This is a genomic window from Vibrio sp. PBL-C16 (assembly GCF_034321865.1).
Taxonomy (GTDB): Bacteria; Pseudomonadota; Gammaproteobacteria; order Enterobacterales; family Vibrionaceae; genus Vibrio; species Vibrio alginolyticus.
The window spans coordinates 2,162,382-2,183,064 of the sequence record NZ_JAXLNY010000002.1; the positions used below are offsets into that span (position 1 = coordinate 2,162,382).

The 20,683-nt window shown below is 44.6% G+C and carries 19 protein-coding genes; 6 read left to right on the forward strand and 13 right to left on the reverse strand.

What is annotated here, in order from left to right; translation table 11 throughout:
- Positions 1-13 precede the first annotated feature (13 nt).
- The 13 genes from UQW94_RS18100 to UQW94_RS18160 all read right to left on the reverse strand — a co-directional run bounded on the left by UQW94_RS18100 (position 14) and on the right by UQW94_RS18160 (position 16,592).
- A complete protein-coding gene (locus UQW94_RS18100; protein WP_322142462.1) occupies positions 14-1,375 on the reverse strand; it encodes a TRAP transporter large permease in 1,362 nt (453 codons plus the stop codon).
- A 3-nt stretch (positions 1,376-1,378) separates the two neighbouring features.
- On the reverse strand, positions 1,379-2,053 hold the full coding sequence (locus UQW94_RS18105; RefSeq protein WP_322142463.1) for a TRAP transporter small permease: 675 nt from the start codon (positions 2,051-2,053) through the stop codon (positions 1,379-1,381).
- 70 nt (positions 2,054-2,123) lie between these two features.
- Complete coding sequence (locus UQW94_RS18110) at positions 2,124-3,122, reverse strand: TRAP transporter substrate-binding protein (protein ID WP_017634784.1); 999 nt, start codon at positions 3,120-3,122, stop codon at positions 2,124-2,126.
- A gap of 212 nt (positions 3,123-3,334) precedes the next feature.
- Positions 3,335-4,804, reverse strand: coding sequence for a protein adenylyltransferase SelO (locus UQW94_RS18115; protein ID WP_322142464.1), 1,470 nt, complete (start codon positions 4,802-4,804; stop codon positions 3,335-3,337).
- 176 nt (positions 4,805-4,980) lie between these two features.
- Entirely contained in the window at positions 4,981-5,793 is an 813-nt protein-coding gene (locus UQW94_RS18120; RefSeq protein WP_213891944.1) for a sugar transporter, read from the reverse strand.
- 172 nt (positions 5,794-5,965) lie between these two features.
- On the reverse strand, positions 5,966-8,950 hold the full coding sequence (locus tag UQW94_RS18125; RefSeq protein ID WP_322142465.1) for a M6 family metalloprotease domain-containing protein: 2,985 nt from the start codon (positions 8,948-8,950) through the stop codon (positions 5,966-5,968).
- A 360-nt stretch (positions 8,951-9,310) separates the two neighbouring features.
- Positions 9,311-10,678 (reverse strand): TrkH family potassium uptake protein, encoded by a 1,368-nt coding sequence (locus tag UQW94_RS18130; RefSeq protein ID WP_193837668.1) that lies wholly within the window; start codon positions 10,676-10,678, stop codon positions 9,311-9,313.
- Positions 10,675-11,337 carry a potassium channel family protein gene (locus UQW94_RS18135; RefSeq protein ID WP_005388291.1) on the reverse strand — a complete coding sequence of 221 codons (663 nt, stop codon included), beginning with the start codon at positions 11,335-11,337 and terminating at the stop codon, positions 10,675-10,677. Before UQW94_RS18135 ends, UQW94_RS18130 begins: the two co-directional genes overlap by 4 nt.
- Before the next feature lie 250 nt (positions 11,338-11,587).
- Complete coding sequence (locus tag UQW94_RS18140; RefSeq protein ID WP_005382264.1) at positions 11,588-12,796, reverse strand: DEAD/DEAH box helicase; 1,209 nt, start codon at positions 12,794-12,796, stop codon at positions 11,588-11,590.
- Positions 12,797-12,895: 99 nt separating this feature from the next.
- A complete protein-coding gene (locus tag UQW94_RS18145) occupies positions 12,896-13,636 on the reverse strand; it encodes a transglycosylase SLT domain-containing protein (RefSeq protein ID WP_258483694.1) in 741 nt (246 codons plus the stop codon).
- A 210-nt stretch (positions 13,637-13,846) separates the two neighbouring features.
- Positions 13,847-15,091 (reverse strand): NAD(P)/FAD-dependent oxidoreductase, encoded by a 1,245-nt coding sequence (locus UQW94_RS18150; protein WP_262592564.1) that lies wholly within the window; start codon positions 15,089-15,091, stop codon positions 13,847-13,849.
- A 7-nt stretch (positions 15,092-15,098) separates the two neighbouring features.
- Positions 15,099-16,166, reverse strand: coding sequence for a class I SAM-dependent methyltransferase (locus tag UQW94_RS18155; RefSeq protein WP_322142466.1), 1,068 nt, complete (start codon positions 16,164-16,166; stop codon positions 15,099-15,101).
- Between the two features lie 27 nt (positions 16,167-16,193).
- A complete protein-coding gene (locus UQW94_RS18160) occupies positions 16,194-16,592 on the reverse strand; it encodes a hypothetical protein (protein WP_213870643.1) in 399 nt (132 codons plus the stop codon).
- Positions 16,593-16,668: 76 nt separating this feature from the next.
- Between UQW94_RS18160 and UQW94_RS18165 the strand changes: the two genes are divergently transcribed.
- The 6 genes from UQW94_RS18165 to UQW94_RS18190 are packed head-to-tail and all read left to right on the forward strand — an operon-like array spanning position 16,669 to position 20,673.
- Positions 16,669-17,397, forward strand: a complete 729-nt coding sequence (locus tag UQW94_RS18165) for a beta-ketoacyl synthase chain length factor (RefSeq protein WP_085569949.1) — start codon at positions 16,669-16,671, stop codon at positions 17,395-17,397.
- A complete protein-coding gene (locus UQW94_RS18170) occupies positions 17,394-18,161 on the forward strand; it encodes a lysophospholipid acyltransferase family protein (RefSeq protein ID WP_085569950.1) in 768 nt (255 codons plus the stop codon). Before UQW94_RS18165 ends, UQW94_RS18170 begins: the two co-directional genes overlap by 4 nt.
- A 13-nt stretch (positions 18,162-18,174) precedes the next feature.
- Positions 18,175-18,435, forward strand: a complete 261-nt coding sequence (locus UQW94_RS18175; RefSeq protein ID WP_005382278.1) for a phosphopantetheine-binding protein — start codon at positions 18,175-18,177, stop codon at positions 18,433-18,435.
- A gap of 15 nt (positions 18,436-18,450) precedes the next feature.
- Positions 18,451-18,708, forward strand: coding sequence for an acyl carrier protein (locus UQW94_RS18180; protein WP_005382279.1), 258 nt, complete (start codon positions 18,451-18,453; stop codon positions 18,706-18,708).
- Complete coding sequence (locus UQW94_RS18185) at positions 18,708-19,268, forward strand: hypothetical protein (RefSeq protein ID WP_139059979.1); 561 nt, start codon at positions 18,708-18,710, stop codon at positions 19,266-19,268. Before UQW94_RS18180 ends, UQW94_RS18185 begins: the two co-directional genes overlap by 1 nt.
- Positions 19,269-19,272: 4 nt before the next feature.
- Complete coding sequence (locus tag UQW94_RS18190; RefSeq protein ID WP_322142467.1) at positions 19,273-20,673, forward strand: AMP-binding protein; 1,401 nt, start codon at positions 19,273-19,275, stop codon at positions 20,671-20,673.
- Positions 20,674-20,683 lie beyond the last annotated feature (10 nt).

Sequence of the window (20,683 nt, forward strand, 5' to 3'; positions counted from 1 at the left end):
TTTCTGGCTTCCATTACTTGGTAATGATCTCCGGCCCCATCAAGGTAGTAGGCAACCAAGTCGAAACCCATGGTACGTATGTGACGATAATTAGGAACAAGAACATCACTCCAACCCAGGGTAATGCTGCCTTCACTACGTTCATCATCGACATTTTGGCAACACCAGCGGTCACAAATAAGTTAAGACCCACGGGCGGCGTTATCATTCCTATCTCCATATTCACCACCATCATTATGCCCAAATGAATTGGGTCTATACCTAATGCAATCGCAATTGGGAACACGAGCGGCGCAACAATGATCAACAAGCCTGATGGCTCCATGAACTGACCACCAATCAGCAACAAGACGTTCACCACAATCAAAAAAGTGATTGGTCCGAGACCAGCCGAGAGCATCGACTCGGTGATCATTTGCGGGATGCGTTCTTCCGTTAAAACATGCTTCAAAATTAAGGCATTAGCAATGATGAACAGCAGCATGATGGTGAGTTTTCCCGCTTCATACAGGGTGTGTTTCGTGTCTTTATGAACAAAGGTTTGGAAGATTTTAACGAGCGCAGGTTTAGTGTTTTTCTTGTCTGCAAATGGCCCCATGTCTTTGTATACAAAGTTAGCAATAAAGAATGAGTACACAGCAGCAACCGCAGCGGCTTCTGTCGGCGTAAAGATACCGCCATAGATACCACCAAGAATGATGACGACCAACAACAAGCCCCAGCTTGCATCCTTGGCGGAATCAAAAGTTTCTTTCCAACCGACAAAAGGTTGCTTTGGAAGGTTCTTGATTCTCGCGGCAATGTAAATCGCGATCATCAACATGACACCCGCCAGCAAACCGGGAATCACACCACCAAGGAACATACGTCCAACTGACACATCCGTTGCGGCTGCATACACCACCATCACAATCGAAGGTGGGATCAAAATCCCTAGCGTACCTGCGTTACAAATTACCCCAGAGGCAAACTCTTTTGAGTAACCGTTTTTGATCATACCTGCGATAACAATACTACCTATGGCAACAACCGTTGCAGGTGAGGAACCTGACAACGCGGCAAACATCATACACGCTACAACCGAAGCCATCGCCAAACCGCCGCGGAACCAGCCTACAATGGCAATGGCGAAACGAATTATCCGCTTTGCTACGCCACCCGTCGACATAAAGCTTGAAGCCAATATAAAGAATGGAATAGCCAATAGCGTGTAGTGGCCCGCGAATGCATTAAACAGCGTTTGAGCAACTGACGCTAAAGAGGCATCCGAATGCATTAAAAGGAAAAGAACACTGGAAAGACCCAGCGAAATAGCAATTGGCACGCCAACCAGCATAAAGCCAATTACCATCAAAAATAGAAATAAGATATCCATGGCTTATTGCTCCTTGTTTTTAGCGTCTTGCGAGGCCTTTGGAGCCATTACGTCTTCAGCGTCACTCATCTCAGCTTTAAGAGATTCGAGCTCTTCCTCCGCTTCATGTCCTGCAATCAAGCGATCGAGCTTACCAGTAGCGATTTGCCACGTGACTTGAACAAATCTAAACGTTAGTAGCGCCATTCCAAGTGGCAAAGCGAAGTAAGGAATAAAACGTGGCAGCTTTTCATAACGCTCTCCCTCATTTAACCAGCCGGCCATGAACTGGAGTATTTCAGGCATCGGAATATCGTCCGTTTCATACCACGCTCGGTCAGTAGCGAACGGATACCAGTAGTTCCAAGCGCCAATTAACAGCAAAATAGAGAAGGCTAAGCAACACATTGCTGCAAAAAGCGCCAGGGCTTTTCGTTTACCTTCCGGAACGATGTTAATAATGACATCGACACCAATATGAAAGTGTTTTTTTACACCATAAGATGCGCCAACCAACACCATCCATGCGAACATGAAAACGGTGAGCTCAAGCGCCCAAAGAATATTGTCGTTAAAGACATAACGAAAGATGACATTGGCAAAGGTCAGCAAGGTCATGGCACCCAAGAAGAAAGCAATCAAAGTCTCTTCAATGGCATCAGTGATTCGTCCAGCCTTGGCAAAAAAAGTCTGTTCCATAATTACATCACGTCGTCTGTAGGGGGAAAGAGCCCCCTCAGTTTGAGAGGGCTAAATGTGCTAGGTGTTATTATTTTTGGTTAGACGCCAAAGCGGCTTCGATTAGGTCAGAACCAATGTCTTTTTCGAACTTCTTCCATACTGGTTGAAGTGCAGTGACCCATTCTTGGCGCTGTTCTGGCGTTAGAGTACGAACCACACCACCTGCTTCGATGATATTGTTCTTATTCGCAAGGTTTACTTTGGTTGACTCAGCATTACGCTGCGCAGTTACCTCTTGAATAATGGTATTTAACTGCTCGCGCTGATCATCTGGTAGGTTTTTCCAGAAGTCGTTTGACGTCACAACTAAGTAATCCAGAATTCCGTGGTTCGTTTCCGTAATGCCATCTTGAACTTCGAAGAATTTTTTGCCATAAATGTTTGACCAAGTATTTTCTTGACCATCAATAACCTTGGTTTGCAAGCCGCCGTAAACTTCTTTGAACGACATTTTTTGTGGGTTAGCACCTAGCTGCTCAAACTGAGCAACGAGTACATCAGAGGCTTGAACACGGAACTTAAGTCCTTCAGCATCAGTTGGAGAAATGAGCGGCTTGTTGGCTGACATTTGCTTCATGCCGTTATGCCAAAACGCAATGCCTTGTAGGCCACGACGTTTCATTGAATTTTTCAGCTTTTCACCCGCTTCCGAGTTTTGGAAACGGTCAACCGCGTCGACATCATCGAACAAGAAAGGAAGATCGAAAAGGCGGTACTTCTTGGTGAATTTCTCAAACTTAGAAAGAGAAGGAGCAGCGAGTTGAACATCACCATTCAGTAGCGCTTCCAACACTTTGTCATCATCATAAAGTGTTGAGTTAGGAAACACCTGCATACAGACTTTACCGTTCATCTCTTCGTTGACGCGCTTTTCAAGTAACGAAGCCGCGATGCCTTTAGGGTGTTTGTCCGCGTTCGTTACATGGCTAAACTTGATGACCGTTTCACCCGGGTCACAATTTGCGGCAGCATTAAAACTGGTAACAGCAAGTGCAGAGACAGATAGTAGAGTTAGAGGCTTAAACATTATTATTCTCCTTGTTGAATCACATCCCATCCCGTCCATGAGTAACTAGGTGTTAGGCGATGGGTACGGATGTTCAACAAAGAGCAATTAATGGACCATGTTAAAATTTATATGTATTTCAATAAATTAACAAAGCCCATTAACATAAATCAGAAGTGTAACGAGTGAATTCCACCCAAGAAAAAGATACAAATGGGTGGGAAATGACCCATTTATGAAGAACAGCTTATCTCCATTTTCTTCCCCCATTCCGGCGGCAATTTCGCATAATCATCAAACTCGGGTTGCTCATCAAATGGGCGTTTTAATAGTTCGGCCAATCGGTGTAATTCGCTAAAGTCCCCTTCTTCCGCTTTATCAATCGCCAACTGAGCCAAGTAGTTACGCAAGATGTATTTGGGATTGGCTTGACGCATCTGTTTGCAACGCTGTTCGGTTGAAATCAGCCCCCCTAGTTCATCAACCTCTAGTTCACACCGAGCTAAATACAGATCAAGCCAAGCTCGCGCTGCTTCTCGGTCGAGAAATAAATCGATTACGGCTTGGGAAGGCGCATTATCAAGGTTTGAAAGCGTTCTGAAGAAGCGAGTGTAGTCCGTTTTATTCTGGTGAAGAAGCTCAAACATAGCTTCAAACAAACGCCCGTCTTCCGCTATCTTAGTTTTTAAGCCCAACTTCTCACGCATGAGGCGGCTGAACTGCTGGCTTAAATGAACTTCAAATTGACTCAACGACGATTCTAAATCTTCTCGTTCAACGAGTGGCGATAACGCATGCGCCAGTGCTGACAGGTTCCAAAGCGCAATTCTAGGCTGTTGATCAAATGCGTAACGACCCTGGTAGTCTGAATGATTACAAATGTATCCCGGCTCATAATCATCAAGAAAGCCAAACGGACCATAATCAAAAGTTTGCCCAAGAATTGACATGTTATCGGTATTCATCACACCATGCGCAAAACCAAAAGCTTGCCAATATGCGAGCATCTCGGCTGTTTTAGTCACGATGGCGTCAAACATCGCGGCATATGGTTTCTCCACCGATGCACAATCAGCAAAGTGCCACTCAATCACCTTATCCGCCAACAGCTTCTGCTCTGCTAACTGGTTGGTGTAAAAGAAATGCTCAAAGTGACCGAATCGAACATGGGTTTCAGCCATTCGAAGTAACAAAGCGCCCGATTCCGTTTTTTCTCGATAAACAGGTGTATCACTGACCATCATACCGAGAGCACGTGTCGTGGGAACCCCAAGGCCCGCCATGGCTTCACTGCACAGGTACTCACGGATAGTTGAGCGTAATACCGCTCGCCCATCTCCCATTCGCGAGTAAGGCGTTAGCCCTGCACCTTTGAGGTGAAGATCAAACCAAGTACCATTCTGATGCTCAATTTCTGCCAACAGTAATCCACGTCCATCGCCCAAATCTGGGTTGTAAACGCCAAACTGATGGCCTGCATATTTCATCGCAAGAGGACGAAATTGTTCGAATTCACTTAGCCCAGAAAAAACCGCCAATAACTCATCGTTTTGCTCTTCTGGTAAACCAAACTGCTGTGCAAACTCACCATTCCAAGCGACCCAGCGAGTGTTGTCCAAGGGTTGTGGCTCGACCAACGTATAGAACGCTGACGGTAATTGACTAAAGCGATGGGTGAAATTGACCCGTTGCCAAATGGACATGTAGGGTTCCTTAATAAAAAGAAGTACTGTTGTGAGTATACGTGTGAATGTCCCTGTCATTCAGCCATGAAATGGGCATGGGTATTTTGCGTGAATAACGCGAAGGCGGCAGGAAGGTATCAACCTGCCGCAGACCGTCTCCTAAACGGAGGTAGCATGTAAAAACGATCAAAGGGTTAAGCGGAAAATTCTTCACCCGTTTTTGGTGGCTGTGATGGCGTATCAAAACGAGCGCGTTCGATATCCACTACCGTTTTATAGCTCAACGATAACAATGCCAGCTGGTACGCGCCAAAAATACCATAGGCCACACCGACGAAGCTCAACATAAAGAGATTCGTAAAGTGGCTAAAGATCAGCTGACTGAGCAAGCCCGCACCCAATGGAATTAGTCCCATCAAAATGAATACTTGTTTGTTGTATGCTCTGCTCTGGTTCCACGAACGACGCAAACTGCGCGGCTGATGATCCATTGCAGTCGCTGGCAACACAAATGACCATCGCGCCATTACCCAATAGCCAGGAATGCTTGCAATCGTTGTGATAATAGCCATAGCAACAAAGTCGGCTTCACCACTTTCTGCAATGTAGATAAACGACAACACAAAGATCGGCATACCAATAACGAGCATCATCATCAGTCCAAACAGTATCCACCAGCCTATGAAACGGAATTCTCGAGCTGACAAACGAAATACATCCAACGCAGAGTGCATGTAATCGCCGGCTAAATAAATTCGATGCACACGCACAGCCGCCATAGCGGCAACAAGTGGGTACAAAATAATTGTGACGAAATAAAATCCTGCGACATTGCCTTCTTGAACGTTCGCTTGATCTTGCCCCGTCATTTCAGGATACATAAAAGCAAAAATTGAGTGCACGATAATCAACGGAATACAAGCAATAACAATTGCGAGTAGATTCCTTCTGACCATCACTGCCGCTTCTCGGCATATTTCCGAAACAGAAAAGCCCTCGGTAGACATATAACATCCTTAGTTCATAAAAATCGGCCCCTAGGGTAACCGCAGAGTAGAAAAATCGCTTTAAAAATAATGAGAAACACATCTCATAAGACAATGAGAACGAAACCAAAATAGATCAGATAAAAAATAAGCCACTCAATGTGAGTGGCTTATACCGCAATTCAATACCGTTTTAGACGCGACGTCGCCAGCCTAATGTTGCAAGTAACATCAAAGCCCAATAAGAAACACTGCCGCTACCTTCAGAGTTCTTGAATGTCGTTGTCTTCAAAGAAGCAACAACCGTCACGATAACTTCCCCCGTAGCAGTGGCACCATGACCGTCTGAAACCGTATATTGCAGCTTGATGCCGTCAGTAGGGCTATCCGGTGCTTGAAAACGGATTTTGCCATTCTCTACACTCGCACTTCCCACACCCGTTACGTTCTGTACGCTTTCTACAACCAGTTTATCGCCGTTCACATCCGAATCATTGCTCGCTGCATCAATCAGAATACTTTCACCAACGGCAACGGTCGCCGTATCTGCAAGCGTAAGTGGCGCTGCGTTTTTCATGGTTAAATCGACGGTAGCACTGGACGTTTCATTACTAGGATCAGTCACGGTTAAACGGAATGTCAGAACCTCACCCGCTTTTGCACCTTGAGGCACCGTAAAGCTTGTGCTAACACTGGTTGCATTGCCAAGAGAAACTGAAGTGCCAGCCAACTGCTCCCATTTATAACTCAACACGTCACCATCAGCATCCGTACTATTTAACGCAGACAACGTGACTCGCTGCCCAACCGTCATGTCTTTATTATCAACATCAATCACGGCCACTGGCGCTTCGTTGCTGCCAAGCACTTCCACCTGCACATTCACGATTGAAGATGAGTACGCACCATCAACCGACAACAAACGATATTGGAAAGTGTCCAGACCAACGAAGTTAGCTTCAGGTTGGTACTGGTTGCCAGAGATGGTGCCGTGCTCAGGCTTCTGCACAATGTCCACATTGAACTGATACCCTACCGCCATGAAATCATTGTCCATCAGGTTCAGTTTGATTGGCGTATTTTTATTGGTTTGTAACGAATCAGATTTCGCTTCAACCAAGTTGCTCGCATCCACATTTAATAATGCTGCAAACGGAATATAAGAGAACCCGGCTTTTTCTAGACCAAACGTGCCAATCTCACTGTAATCACCAGTCCACATTACAGGTAGGGAGGCTTTTTCAGTTTTTAGCAAGCGGCCGAAGTCAAAGTTTGCATCAAATTGACCGCCTTCCAATTCAACGACCAATAAATGCTGACCCGCACTCAATTGGCTTGATTGAGGGAATAAAATTCGAGATGACTTTTGGAAGTTACCTTGCTGTAAAAGCTCAGCGTTGTTTTGATTCAATATTAATCGATAGCCAATGTTTCCAGAAAATGGGAATCGCCAAACTCGATAAGTCATGTCACTTTGAGCGCTATCTCTTTGCGCGTAAAGTTGAAGGCCATCAAGCTCTGTATCACTATTCAAGTCCAGTGACACCGCCAGAGTGTTACTCCCACTCGCGTACACATAACCTTGATGAAGAGAGTTCAGCCATGCTGATTTATTTGGTTCGTTTGTATGCTCAAGAGAAAAGCTACCGCCGTTGGTGTTGCTGGCAATGTTGGAAATACGAACCCCAGTATCAAACCCTGTGATCGCTCTCAGACCCGGGGTCGATGTATCTGAAATGACATCGCCACCATTAGGGTACAAATCGTCAGCGTCACTCCTACCATCATTTTCTAACTCATTCAGACCATCAGCCTGCATGATTTGAACCTGCATCGCGCCAACATCATTAAAGCGGTTCTGGACATTGACCGACGTCGCCAGGATACCTTCAGCCGCCAATGCTCGGTCGTAACCGCTAAAGGTGCGATTTTCCAAGTAAACACGTGGACCAAACTCTTTCAAGTACGGGTCGAGATACACCAGCTTGACATCGTCGTTGTTCACAGAAATAGGCGCTGGACTTTCATGAGTTACCGTTGGTACAACAAAACCAGCAGCGTGTTTGCTCCATGCACTCATGTTCACCGGAGTGTCACCAGCGTATGAATCTCCCGGTTTCTGCGCCCATGAACCGCCACCCATCACGCCCCAAGAGCCGATCGAGGCATCACTGTTCCTTGCGTACAAATCCGGTAAGCCAAGCATTAAGTGGCCAAGCTCGTGTACGATCACGCCCAAGGTCGCTTGATGATCAACTTGATAGTCAGCGAACACACAATAGTCTGTGATCTTTTTACCATCTAGTGTGACATCATCGTGAGAGAATTTGTGCGGCCAAATAGCAGGACGGTTGAGAACCCCTGTTGAACGATCGCCCCCCGCAAAAATAAACATGACAGAGAGTTCTGACGGTTCTACGGTACCATTTTGATTGCTGTCGTAGGCCGAAAGATTAAAGTATGGATCCAGTTTTTGATAAGCCTCGGTGAAAACCGCATTCAACTTGGCGGTGCATGTCTTATCAGTAGAACTAGAGTGACAGTTAGGGTGGCTTTGTGCCACAGTCACATCTATCACACCGTCATTGGCGGTGCCGTAACTCTCAAGTGCAGGAACAACTTTGAATTTACCTTGAGAGTTTTTATCAAAGTAATCCACAACGCTTTGACCATTGGTATTAAATACGCGTTGCTCAAAATCGTGCACCATTGCTTGGTCATCAAACGAAACTTGCACAACCAATAGGGGCTGCTGCTTCACCGTTGAACTGCTCATCGCCTGGTAACCTTGCGCCGAACGCAGTAGGTTTTTTCGTGCCATCGGCTCAATGGTTTTTAGAGAAGATAATTGCGGTTTAACTTGTAAATCCGGGCGAAACCTCGCCGACTCAGGTGGCTCACTCGACTGCGTTTTCACCACACCTGTCGAGGTCAATATTGGCGTGTCTGACTCGCGCTGAATCTGCGCGAAAAACCAAACGCCGTCTTCCTGAAGTAAGGCATTGCCCTGCTTATCTTCAAACCAGTGGAAATCTGCCGTTCCACGTAGAATTGCCTCACTGGAGCTACCATCGCTCAACGCAATAGTATGCCAGACCGGTGATGGCGGAGTAGTTGCCATGCTCTTCCCTGCAAGAAGCGCAGTTAGCATAGCCATGGCGAGTGTGTTGAATTTCAAAGTACGACTCCATCTTTTCGATTCGTTCATTCATACCAAGCACAACAAACACAAAGTAACCCTATGGGCATAGAGTAAGACTGAGTGACTATTGACGAAGGCTGGTATCAATTCGCTCAGATAACACGACGTAGTTTGGTGTCACACTACAAAAGCGTCGGATTCCAAAACGCTGTTATGAGCGTAGCTTCTGAGAATATAAATTGAGTGAATGAATAGTATCGAAACGAAAGGAAGAATAAATGAACTTCTACGAATTTATAGGTAAAACTGGGCAACATTCCACATATTCTATAAATGTACGAGCACTGCTATTAATCAATGCTCGTAATGGTCGCGCTGCCATTGTTTAACGCTATATTAACCTGTAAGAACGGCGTCTTCTGGGTATTTGACCAAGGTAGGTTCAGGACGTGCCAACATGTAGGCAAGCGTGAGCGGCCCAATACGACCAATGATCATCACCACGATCATAATGTATTTACCAGGTTCAGAAAGTTCCGCAGTCAAACCGGCGGTGAGCCCCACTGTGGCAAATGCGGAAATGGTTTCAAACATAACCTTATCAAAGCTGGCCTTCTCGGTAAGCATCAATAAAAACATTGCGCTTGTCAGGATGGCTCCGCTCACAACGATAATTGCCAATGACTTAGTCACAGTTTGCCAATTTATGGTTCGCTTAAACATAACCACATGTTTCTTTTGGCGTAAAAAGGTCCACGTAGCCATAAACGCAACAGCAAATGTGGAAACTTTAATACCGCCCCCCGTTGAGGTGGAACCCGCTCCAATTAACATTAGAACAATCATGGCCAGTAAGGCTGGCTGGGTAAACAACGCCAAGTCAACACTATTAAACCCTGCCGTTCGAGCACTCGCAGATTGAAAGAATGCCGCCAACCATTGCCCTGTTGCAGGTAAAGACGCCATTGTGTTTGGGTTGCTTCGCTCAAGTAACCAAAACATCATCGTTCCGACTAAGAGCAATATCGGTGTCGCAATCAGCATGATTTTGGTGTGAAGATGCAAAAAGTGGAAACCTTTGCGCCAGTTTATCCAGATGTCACCCACAACAGTAAAGCCAAGCCCGCCAAAAATGAATAGCCCCGCCAGTGTAAAGATAACCAACGGATCATTCACAAAGCTCATCATACTGTCAGAAAACAGCGCGAACCCAGCGTTGTTAAATGCAGAAATTGCATGAAACAAGGCGTAAAACATACCAGTCTTCCAGCCCATTTCAGGGACCCAGCGGATAGAGAGAAAAATAAACCCGATCGTTTCTGCAACAAGCGCGAAAACAACAATCCGCTTTACTAGTCGGTTTAGATTGACTTGCCGATCTTGCCCTAATGCTTCTTTCGCCAGCGCTTGTTGACGCAAACTCAAACGCACGCCGAACATATAGAGTAAGACCGCCGACAACGTCATCTGCCCCAACCCACCGATTTGCATTAAAAACATCAGCAAGATTTTACCCGCAAGCGTAAAGTGTTGCCCAGTATCGACAACACCAAGCCCTGTCACACTAATAGCGGACGTTGCGGTAAACAAAGCATCCGTTATCGACAGGCCCGTGACAGAAAAAACTGGCAAGGTTAGCAATACCGCAGAAGGCAGTAAAACACCGAGAAAACTGAGCAATATAATTCGCGGTTCGTTGCCTTTCGCTTTCTCTTGTTTACCATCTGGTGCGTAAAAAACACCTTTCTGATGAAAATACGTCATAGCGATTTTAATTTATTTGCTAGCGCATCTTGAGGGCCGACCACAATAATTAGGTCACCAATTTCTAGTGTGGTATTAAGGTCAGGTGCCTTGGTAATTTCTGGGCCCCGTTTAAACCCTAGCACTTGCACGCCATCGACTTTGCACAGAGCCAAATCACTTAGTGTCTTACCCATCCAACGAGAGCCAATCACAAACTCCGTCATAGCTAAGCCACTGCCTAATGGGTGGAACTCAAGAACCCGTTTATCGAGCATTTTACGCGCGACACGTATTCCCATGTCACGCTCAGGCATGATAATGTGGTCTGCGCCAATTTTTTGCAGAACACGAGCTTGGAAGCGGTCGTTGGCTTTAACCCATACTGACTTTACTCCCGCCTCTTTAGCAATCAATGTCGCAAGAATACTGGCATTGACATCCGCTCCGATGGCAATCATCACCATGTCGTAATCATCAAGTTTGAGCTCAGCAACCGTCTCTTCGTGAGTACAGTTAGCCACAACCGCCTGACTAACAAAACTGGCGGCTTCTTTAACTCTGTCTTCGTTGATGTCAACGGCTAAAACTTGAGCGCCTGAATCTTGTAACTCTTTACACACTGCCAAACCAAATCGGCCAAGACCAATAACGGCGAATTGCTTATCACCTGTTTTCATTTGTGCCCCATCTTATGCATTCATTAGCAAGCAAAAAAGTTTGCGCCCATTCCTTACCTTGTGCAAACCTGCGGACAGATAATTGACAAAAGCTTAACGCACCTTGATTCACTTTACGTGTTAAGCGTATGACACTGATTAACTTTTTTCCTCATTACCGAATAGAAACCGTCGCGATGGCTACATAATTGGATGCCTTAAAACGCAAAAAGCCGCAAGAATGCGGCTTTTAGATCATGGGATAAACTGGCTATTTTGATTCGCGCTTATCGTGCGGTTTACGTTTATTCTTAGGCACGTAATTTAAAATTGAAATTGGTACTGGCTTTCTTGGCGCAAAACCTTCAATTTCCACTCGCTCTAGCAAGTGCCCTAAACGACTTTCAATCATGCAGAGGTTCTTAAAGTCGTCTTTTGAAACCAGTGATATCGCCTCACCTTTCGCGCCAGCACGACCTGTACGACCAATACGATGTACATACTCATCCGCTGGGTAAGGTAAATCGTAGTTGATGACAACTGGCAGATTATCAATATCAATACCGCGCGCAGCAACGCCGGTTGCGACTAAGTACTGGATTTCACCCGCTTTAAACTTTTCTATTAATTCCTGGCGAACACGCTGATTACGGCCACTGTGGAATGCTTCTGCCACAATGCCACGTTTCTCAAGTTGGCTTACCAGTTTGGCTGCGCCGTGTTTAGTTTCAATAAATACCAGTACTTGCGACCAGTCATTTTCTTTAAGCAAGTGACTTAACAGCGACGACTTCATGTCTTTATCGACGGTCGTGATCCACTGTTTAATATTTGATTTTGAGGCACTGTGCTTTGCAATCGTGATCTCTTCAGGATCAATAATCGCATTTTTCGCCAAGTCACGAACAGGGTTAGATAACGTCGCTGAGAACAGCAAACTTTGCACATGTTCTGGCATACAGTCGACGATTTTGTCGATCGCATCGATGAATCCCATATCCAACATTTTGTCGGCTTCATCAAGCACTAGCATTTCCACTTCATCAAAGTGAATCGCGCGTTGACCGTACAGATCAATCAAGCGCCCAGGCGTGCTTACCACAATATCGACACCCTCGATCAAGGCTTGTTTTTGTGGTGCATAATCCACACCACCAAACATCGCCATTGAGCGTAATGGTAAGTTTTTACCATAAGCTTCAATACTTTGATGAACCTGAAGCGCAAGTTCGCGTGTTGGCGTTAGGATAATCGCACGAGCGCGTTTTTTACGTTGCGTTTCGCCTCGACTAAGCTTTTCTAAGATTGGCAGAACAAAACTGGCCGTTTTACCTGTGCCCGTTTGCGCTGCTGCAATTAAATTGCGGCCACGCAATACGATTGGAATGGCTTTTTGTTGGATAGAAGTGGGTTTTTCATAACCTAGCGCTTTTACTGCATCAGCAATCGATGCGCTTAAACCAAGCTTAGAAAATGGCATAGAAAGGTCTCAACAGAGGAAATGGGCGCGTAGTGTATCAGAATCCCCGTGAAGTAACAGAAGGATTCATGCGCGAAAAACTAGGAACATGACACAATCTTAGCCCAGGAAATTGGGCTGCAAACCTTTTTCTAATTTTTTCCTCACTTTGTAGGAAACATCATTAAGCGTGATTTTCCCCGTGTTGTGGCGATCGATACCTGCATTCTGTCGATAGGCAATTGAGCCTTGTCTGAACAAAACGAAAGACGGCGGTTTGCCAATCGCAGCAGGGTAGAGAATGGCCATGTAAGCATCTTCTAAGCTATTAATTTTATTTCGATAGGGCCAATAGTACGCTTTCACATAGTCAAGTTGTTCAAGCGCGCTCATTCTCGCAAGAGTCTTTGTGTTCACTCCTAATGATTCTGCGGTAGAGGGCATAAATTGAATTAACCCTGTAGCCCCGCTTCCGGAACCATTTTTGATGCTTGGACTGAAAGTTTCAGCAGTTTCAAATGCCATGCACGCCATAAGATGATTAGGATTGATCTTTAGCTCTTTACTAATACGGATGACTTTAGATTTGAACTCTGGAGAAACTTTGCCTCCCCACGCTACCGCGTTCTCGGGATCTGCAATCGAAGAGACCGTTGATGCGTCATGTTCTTCGACAATTTTAGAAAGTAGAGGAAGCGTTTGGCGTAGTCGATGGCTCGAACTCACCAAGCGAATTGATTTGGTAAGAAACTTGTCTTTTTTTTGGTGTAGTTTTTGGAACTTTACTAACTTATACAGTTGCTTATAAACCGTTTTCACAACGAAGCCGGATGTAGGGAACACTCCCAGAATGTAATCCATTTCCTACAAATTTAATATAAATATCAGCAACAGGAATTCTAGATGTGATCAATGTCACCATAAAAATTCTCAAATTCGATACACACCGATGTAAGTGGTCAATGTGTCTCCAACACGCTAGAAGTAAAAGTAAAGAGGCATTAAAAAGGTCTTACCAATTTTTTGGTAAGACCTAGGTTTACTGATTCTCGGATAAGCGAATGTATATTCTTACAGTTCAGCTTCCCGAACCAGTTCTGCAAGCGTCGACAAACGCTGCTCACTTTGTTTTACGTAAGGATTATTCGTATCCCAAGCATATCCAGCCAAAATCGCACTAATCATCTGTTTAATACGTGGGTTCGGGTTTTGATAGAAAATCACATCTTGCAACGTGCCGTTGTACCAGCCTTCCACATAAGTGCGGAATGTGTTCACTCCCACCATTAAGAGTTGCGAGTACTCTTCTTGCCAATCAACCTTTTCACCATTCAGCTGACGAACCACGCAGTCCGCTGCAAACTCGGCCGATTTCATGGCGATAGTGACACCCGATGAAAATACAGGATCAAGAAACTCACCTGCATTACCAAGCAACGCGTAGTGCTCTGTCGCTAAACGTTTGACGTTAGCAGAATAGCCACCCAACTCGCCTGCTGGATTCGGGTAATTCGCATTTCGCAACAAAGAAGCCAAACCCGGCTCTTCATTGGCTAACTGCTGCAACGCTGCAATCTTATCTTCTGGGTATTGTTCGAAAAATTCTGGCTCACCCACCACACCAAACGAACAAGTACCATTAGAGAATGGGATTAGCCAGTACCATACGTCGTGATTTTCAGGATGAACTGAAATTAAAATTTTGTTGCGATCGTATTCCGGCTCTTGGGGAGAGATATGATCTTCGATATGGGTAAAGATCGCTTTTCTAGGCGGAAGACAAGAAGGTTCTTCTAGCTCCAACAAGCGTGGCAAAACACGCCCAAAGCCACTTGCATCCAACACAAAATCTGCTTCGATTTGATAAGCCTTCTTATTTGAGTCGAGCACTTCTAATCGAGACTTTTTCCCTTCAAACACTAGATTGAGCAGTTCATGCTGATAGCGAATCTCTACGCCTTGCTCTTCAGCGCTATCTGCCAATACTTTATCAAAGCTGGCACGTTGAACCTGAAACGTCGTGCCCGGTCCTGGCGTGTATTTGTTTGTAAAGTCGAACTGGGTGTATACGCCATTACGACGAAATGCAGCACCATCTTTATACTGGAAGCCAAACTGCTTTACTGCATTGGTCATTCCTGCTTGTTCAACAACTTCCATACATGCAGGGAGTAGGCTTTCTCCTATGGAAAAACGTGGAAAAGTCGCTTTTTCTAAGACAACAACATCTATGCCACGCGATTTTAATAAGGCAGAAACGGTTGAACCTGATGGCCCCGCTCCTACGACAACAACTTGCTTGAGCTCTGTTTTCATTCTGAATTTAGTTTGCTTGTAGTTTTAATAAGGTATGACCAAGGCCAATATTGTCGGTTCTTTCAACGACAGATAAACCTGCCGCTTCGACAATTTCTAAGAAATCATCACTGCGATAAAAGCGACTATTACCGTTAGCTAAACAGGTAAAATAAAGAGAAGTGGCATTAAGGCTATAGGAAGCTCCCGCGTATTTTTGAGCATCCCAAAACAGCTCCAATACGTAAATAGTATCTCCCTTCGTTAACTGGGCTTTAACTTTTTTAAAGATATTGAGGATCTCAATTGGGGAAAAGCAATCCAAGAACTGGCTCATCCACCATACGTCAGCGTGTCCAGGCAATGTTTGTGCTTTATCCAGCATGTTTGCAGGGTATGGACGTACACGCTCGACGAACTGGTTTTCTGAAACATTCTTCATCGCTACTTCTAATTGCTGTGGTAAATCAACAATCGTCACTTGAACGTCAGGGTCATGTTTACAACACTGAATCGCCCATTTTCCCGTATTTCCGCCAATATCCACAAGATGCTTTGGCTTGCTTGCAAATACTTCTTTAAGCAGAAGTGGGAACGAGCGATCCGAATAGAAATGATCGAACTTAAACCAGCTCTGTTTGGCTTGTTCTGGTAACGTCGATAGACCTTGATAAATGGTCTCCCAATTGCCCAACTCTTTCAAACCTGACGGTTTACCTTCTTGAATTGCTTCCGTCAAATGCATCATCGCGGCGTAACAAACATCTGCCGTAAAATCCATGTTTGCATTCGTCATACCATCATGAAGAAGGTAAAAACCAAGGTTTGCAAGCGAATAGTTAGGTCGTTCCCATAAAACAATATGCGCACTAATCGCCATATCCAACAGTACTTTAACACCATATTCTGATACTCCCGTTTTCTCGGCAATATCTGTGGCACTCATGCCTTGAGCGCCAGCGCTGTCTAAAGCGGCTAAAATACCTAAATCTCGAAGCGTTTTGGCGGTCTGGAACACGATTGGTGCAAAAGATAACTTCTGAGCTTCTGTCTTCGCTTCAAAAGCATTAAAAGGGTCATTATTTTGATTTAACACGGAAAAACCTAACTGCAATTAATAGTTTTATTGTTGAGATTGATTGCCCAACAATGCAATAGCTCGCTGAATATCAACATTCAAGTTGTTTACCCAACGATTGTAATTGCGGTGGATTTTGCCATCACTTGCTTTGAGATTTACTGAGTTGAGATAAATAATTGAGTAATATTTATTATTGTATGGGATTTTTACTTCTGCAGAGTGTTTACGAACGTGGATTTTTGCAATAAGAACACCAGGGCTTACTTCTTCGATCGTCCAGCCTCGGTTAGTTGCTGATTGCACTATGGCCATTTTTACTTGTTTATTTTGAAGATCATAAGCAACTGGAGTATCCTCCACCTTCATTACAGGTTGTACTCGTCCACAACCAACAAGAAGCAAAGTTAATAATAACGAGACATACAGCTTAAAACGCGACATGATAATTTCCTTTTTATTGTGAATTTGGGTCAACCCCAATTTGTATCGAGCTGTAAAATAAACAATTTAACCCAATATGCCAAACTCGAAGATCAACATTTCGTTCAATATTGATGCGTGGACAGCGAATTCATTCGGTTTATCCGAATCCAATGAATGGAAACAATGGGCAACAGAGATAAAATGGCCAGAAGATGGCAAAATCAATGTTGCAAATATTCCTGCGATGATGCGCAGAAGAATGAGCCCACTCAGTAAACTGGCGGTACAAACTGCAATCGAAATGCTTAATCAACATCAAGTTGATTACCTTGTATTTTCAAGCCGTCATGGTGAACTGCATCGCAGCGTCGCACTAGTTGAAGATATAATTAATGGAGAAGAGGCGTCTCCGATGGCTTTTTCTCAATCGGTGCACAATACCGCCGCAGGGCTTGCCACTATCGCAACTAAACAACCCATTCCCCTAACTTCTATCGCTGCGGCAGAAAACACATTCCAAAGCGCAATATTAGAAGCTTGGCTGTTTTTGTCCGACAATCCTGACAAAAAAGTACTGCTTGTTGATTTTGATGAGCCTATGCCTGACTCTTATTTAGAATATGAAAACCAACAATACAAAGGGTTTGGACTTGGCTTGATACTTTCTCATGGAGATGGCTTCACGGTGCAAAGCGGCATCAGTGCAAAATGCTCAAACCACCCGTTGCCACAAGGCTTAGCGTTTTTGCAACACTACTTGTCAGATGAAAATCAGTGGACTATTCACGCTCCGAAACAAATTTGGGAATGGCACAAGCAATGAGTCACTTAAATCAGTATTGGCGTGTGCTAGCAACAGGCTTTTGTTTTTCAGTATTTGGGTTAGGTGGTTTAGTACTGAGCTTCATTGTTATTCCGACCATTCGTATTTTTGTTTCAGACCAAACGGAACGCGAATATAAAGTTCAAGGTGCGATTCGATATTCATTCAACACATTTTGTAAATTGATGAAGTTGAGTGGCGCAATCGATTATCAAATTATTGGTGCCGATATTCTTCAACAAGATCGTAATTGTTTAATTGTTGCTAACCACCCTAGTTTAATCGATTACGTTCTCATTGCTTCACAATTAAATCGCTGCGACTGTTTAGTAAAATCGGCAATATGGTCGAATCCTTTTATGAAGCACATCGTAAAAGCAGCCGGATATATTCCCAATGAAGCACCGGATGATTTATTAGCACTTTGTGATGAACGATTTAACAAAGGCAACGTGTTGCTTATATTTCCTGAAGGAACAAGAACAACACCAGGTGTAGAGCCGAAATTACAACGCGGTGCAGCACAAATTGCGGTAAGAACAGAACGAGATTTAAGAGTTGTCCATATTACGGTAACGCCAAGTTTCCTCACAAAAGAGAAAAAATGGTATCAAGTACCGGCAACAAAGCCCTTTTTCAGGGTTGAAGTTAAGGATAAAGTTGAGATTACCCCCTTTATAAAGCAAACTACGTCGCCGACAATAGCGGCGCGACGCTTACAACAGCACCTAGCTGAAAACATTTTTCCAGAAAACTTTTATTAATAAGCAGGTCCCAGTGGAACAGTTACACAACGACATTAAGCAACTTATTATTGATGCTTTAAACCTTGAAGATTTAACCGTAGATGATATTGAAACGGATGCACCACTTTTTGGTGATGGACTTGGCTTAGATTCTATCGACGCGCTTGAGCTTGGACTCGCAATAAAAAAACAATACAACATCGTTATTGATGCCGACGACTCAAACACGCGCGAACACTTTGCTTCTGTAGCAAACCTAGCGAAATACGTTTCTTCTCAAACTAATGAATAAGTTGTAGGTATATTCATGACTGATGTAAATAAAGATCAAGTATTTGAACAAGTTAAAGATGCGCTTGTTGAGCTGTTCGAAATTGACGCAGCCGACATTCAGTCAGATGCGCACTTATACCAAGATCTCGATCTAGATAGCATTGACGCCGTTGATTTGGTCGTACACCTACAGAATGTCACTGGCAAAAAAATCAAGCCAGCAGAGTTTAGTGCTGTAAGAACCGTTGACGATGTGGTTAACGCCGTCACTGAGTTATTGAAGGAAAGTTAATGCGCCAATTGCTGACTGGTCTGTCTGCAATTGTACTGTTTGCCTACCCCTTCGCCGTCTATTTCGGTATAGATAAATTTGGCTTGAACTTAGTCGGGGGCTTGTTAATTGCTGCGTTACTTTTGCGTGTTTTCGTCGCCAATAAGACCCCACTAAAAGAGTTTAAATTCTTGGCGCTCGCTACGGGCGCTGTTGGCATTGTTCTAATTACACTTGGCATGGTGTTTAAACAACACGGGTGGCTTCACTTTTACCCTGTGGTTGTCAATGTATGTATGCTGTGTGTCTTTGGACTGAGCTTAAAACAGCCGCAATCAATCATTGAAAGGCTTGCTCGCTTGCAAGAGCCTGACCTTCCGGCTAGTGGCGTGGCTTACACACGCAAAGTGACGATGGTTTGGTGCGGTTTTTTTACGCTCAATGCTGCCGTTGCGCTCTATACCTGTTTCCTACCAGTAAAAATATGGACGCTTTATAACGGCCTCATCAGCTACTTACTTGCTGGTGGCTTGTTCGCTGGAGAATGGATCGTGCGTCAATTTGTTCGAAAGGAACACTAATCGTATGAATACAACGTATTCGAGCTTTACCTCCCTAGCGACCTTGTTCGTCGCAGAGCGGTCTGAGCAATCCCCAGTCTCTTACGATCGCGATACGGTTATCACTTGGGGTGATTTCCAGCAGCACGTCGCAACACTTGCTCAGCAGTTAGAAACCCAACCAACGCAAAACATTGCGTTGTGTTTTAGCAACAGCTACCTGTTTGCCGTTGGCTTTTTTGCTTGTTGTCACGCAGGAAAATCCATTGTATTGCCTGGTAATTACCAACCAGAAGCACTCAAAGAACTCAGTGAGCACTACGATTTATTGCTGCACGATGCCGATGTCTCTGTTCCAGAACAGGTGAGTTCACTCCTAGTAAAAGCTCAATCATTGCTAGAAACCACCGTGATTAACGAGCCAGAGGCCAAACAACCTTATGTTTGGCGTGAATTGAATCTGGCACAAATACCAGTGACGCTATTCACTTCTGGTTCAAGCGGCAAACCAAAAGCCATTGCAAAAACGCTGAAACAGCTCGATGTCGAAGTGTCTATTCTAGACAACCTATGGGGCGACACGGTTGCCAACACACGCGTTGAAAGCACCGTCTCTCATCAACACATTTACGGCTTGCTGTTCCGCGTATTGTGGCCTTTGTGCTCTGCACGTCCATTTTCAGCACACAACCTTGAGTTCCCAGAGCAAATTGTCCATCACGCCGACGCTGACACCACGCTAGTAAGCAGCCCTGCGTTACTAAAACGACTCAGTGAAGAGCATAATCCGGTTGCAATTCGGTGCGTATTTTCTTCTGGTGGTCCCTTGCCAAACCAAGCCGCGCAACACAGCCAGCTGTTGTTTGGGTCACTTCCTATTGAAGTCTTTGGCAGCACAGAAACCGGCGGCATCGCTTACCGTCAGCAGCACGTAGCCAGCACTCCTTGGACGTTATTCCCAGGTGTTGAAGCAAAGCTTAACCATGAAAATTGTTTAAAGCTCCGCTCGCCACACATTGATGAAAACACTTGGTACCAAACTGCGGATGAATGCTATTTCCATGATAGTATTTCTTTTGAATTGCGTGGACGCACTGACCGAATCGTCAAAGTCGAAGAAAAGCGTATTTCCCTTGTCGAAGTGGAAAAACGTTTAGAGCAACTGCCGTGGGTTCAAGAAAGCGTGGTGATCCCAATGGAAGAATCGGGTCGCCTCACATTAGTCTCGATCATCGTACTTAACGATAAAGGCGGTGATATGCTTAATGAACTTGGTAAAGGTAAGTTTTGGCTTGAGCTTCGCAAGGCACTGCGCAATTGGTTAGAACCGATCGCTATCCCGAGAAAATTCCGAGTGGTCGACGAAATTCCATTGAACAGCCAAGGCAAACGCCAAGTTGCTGAAATTGAAAAATTATTCCAATAAAGCTAGTAAC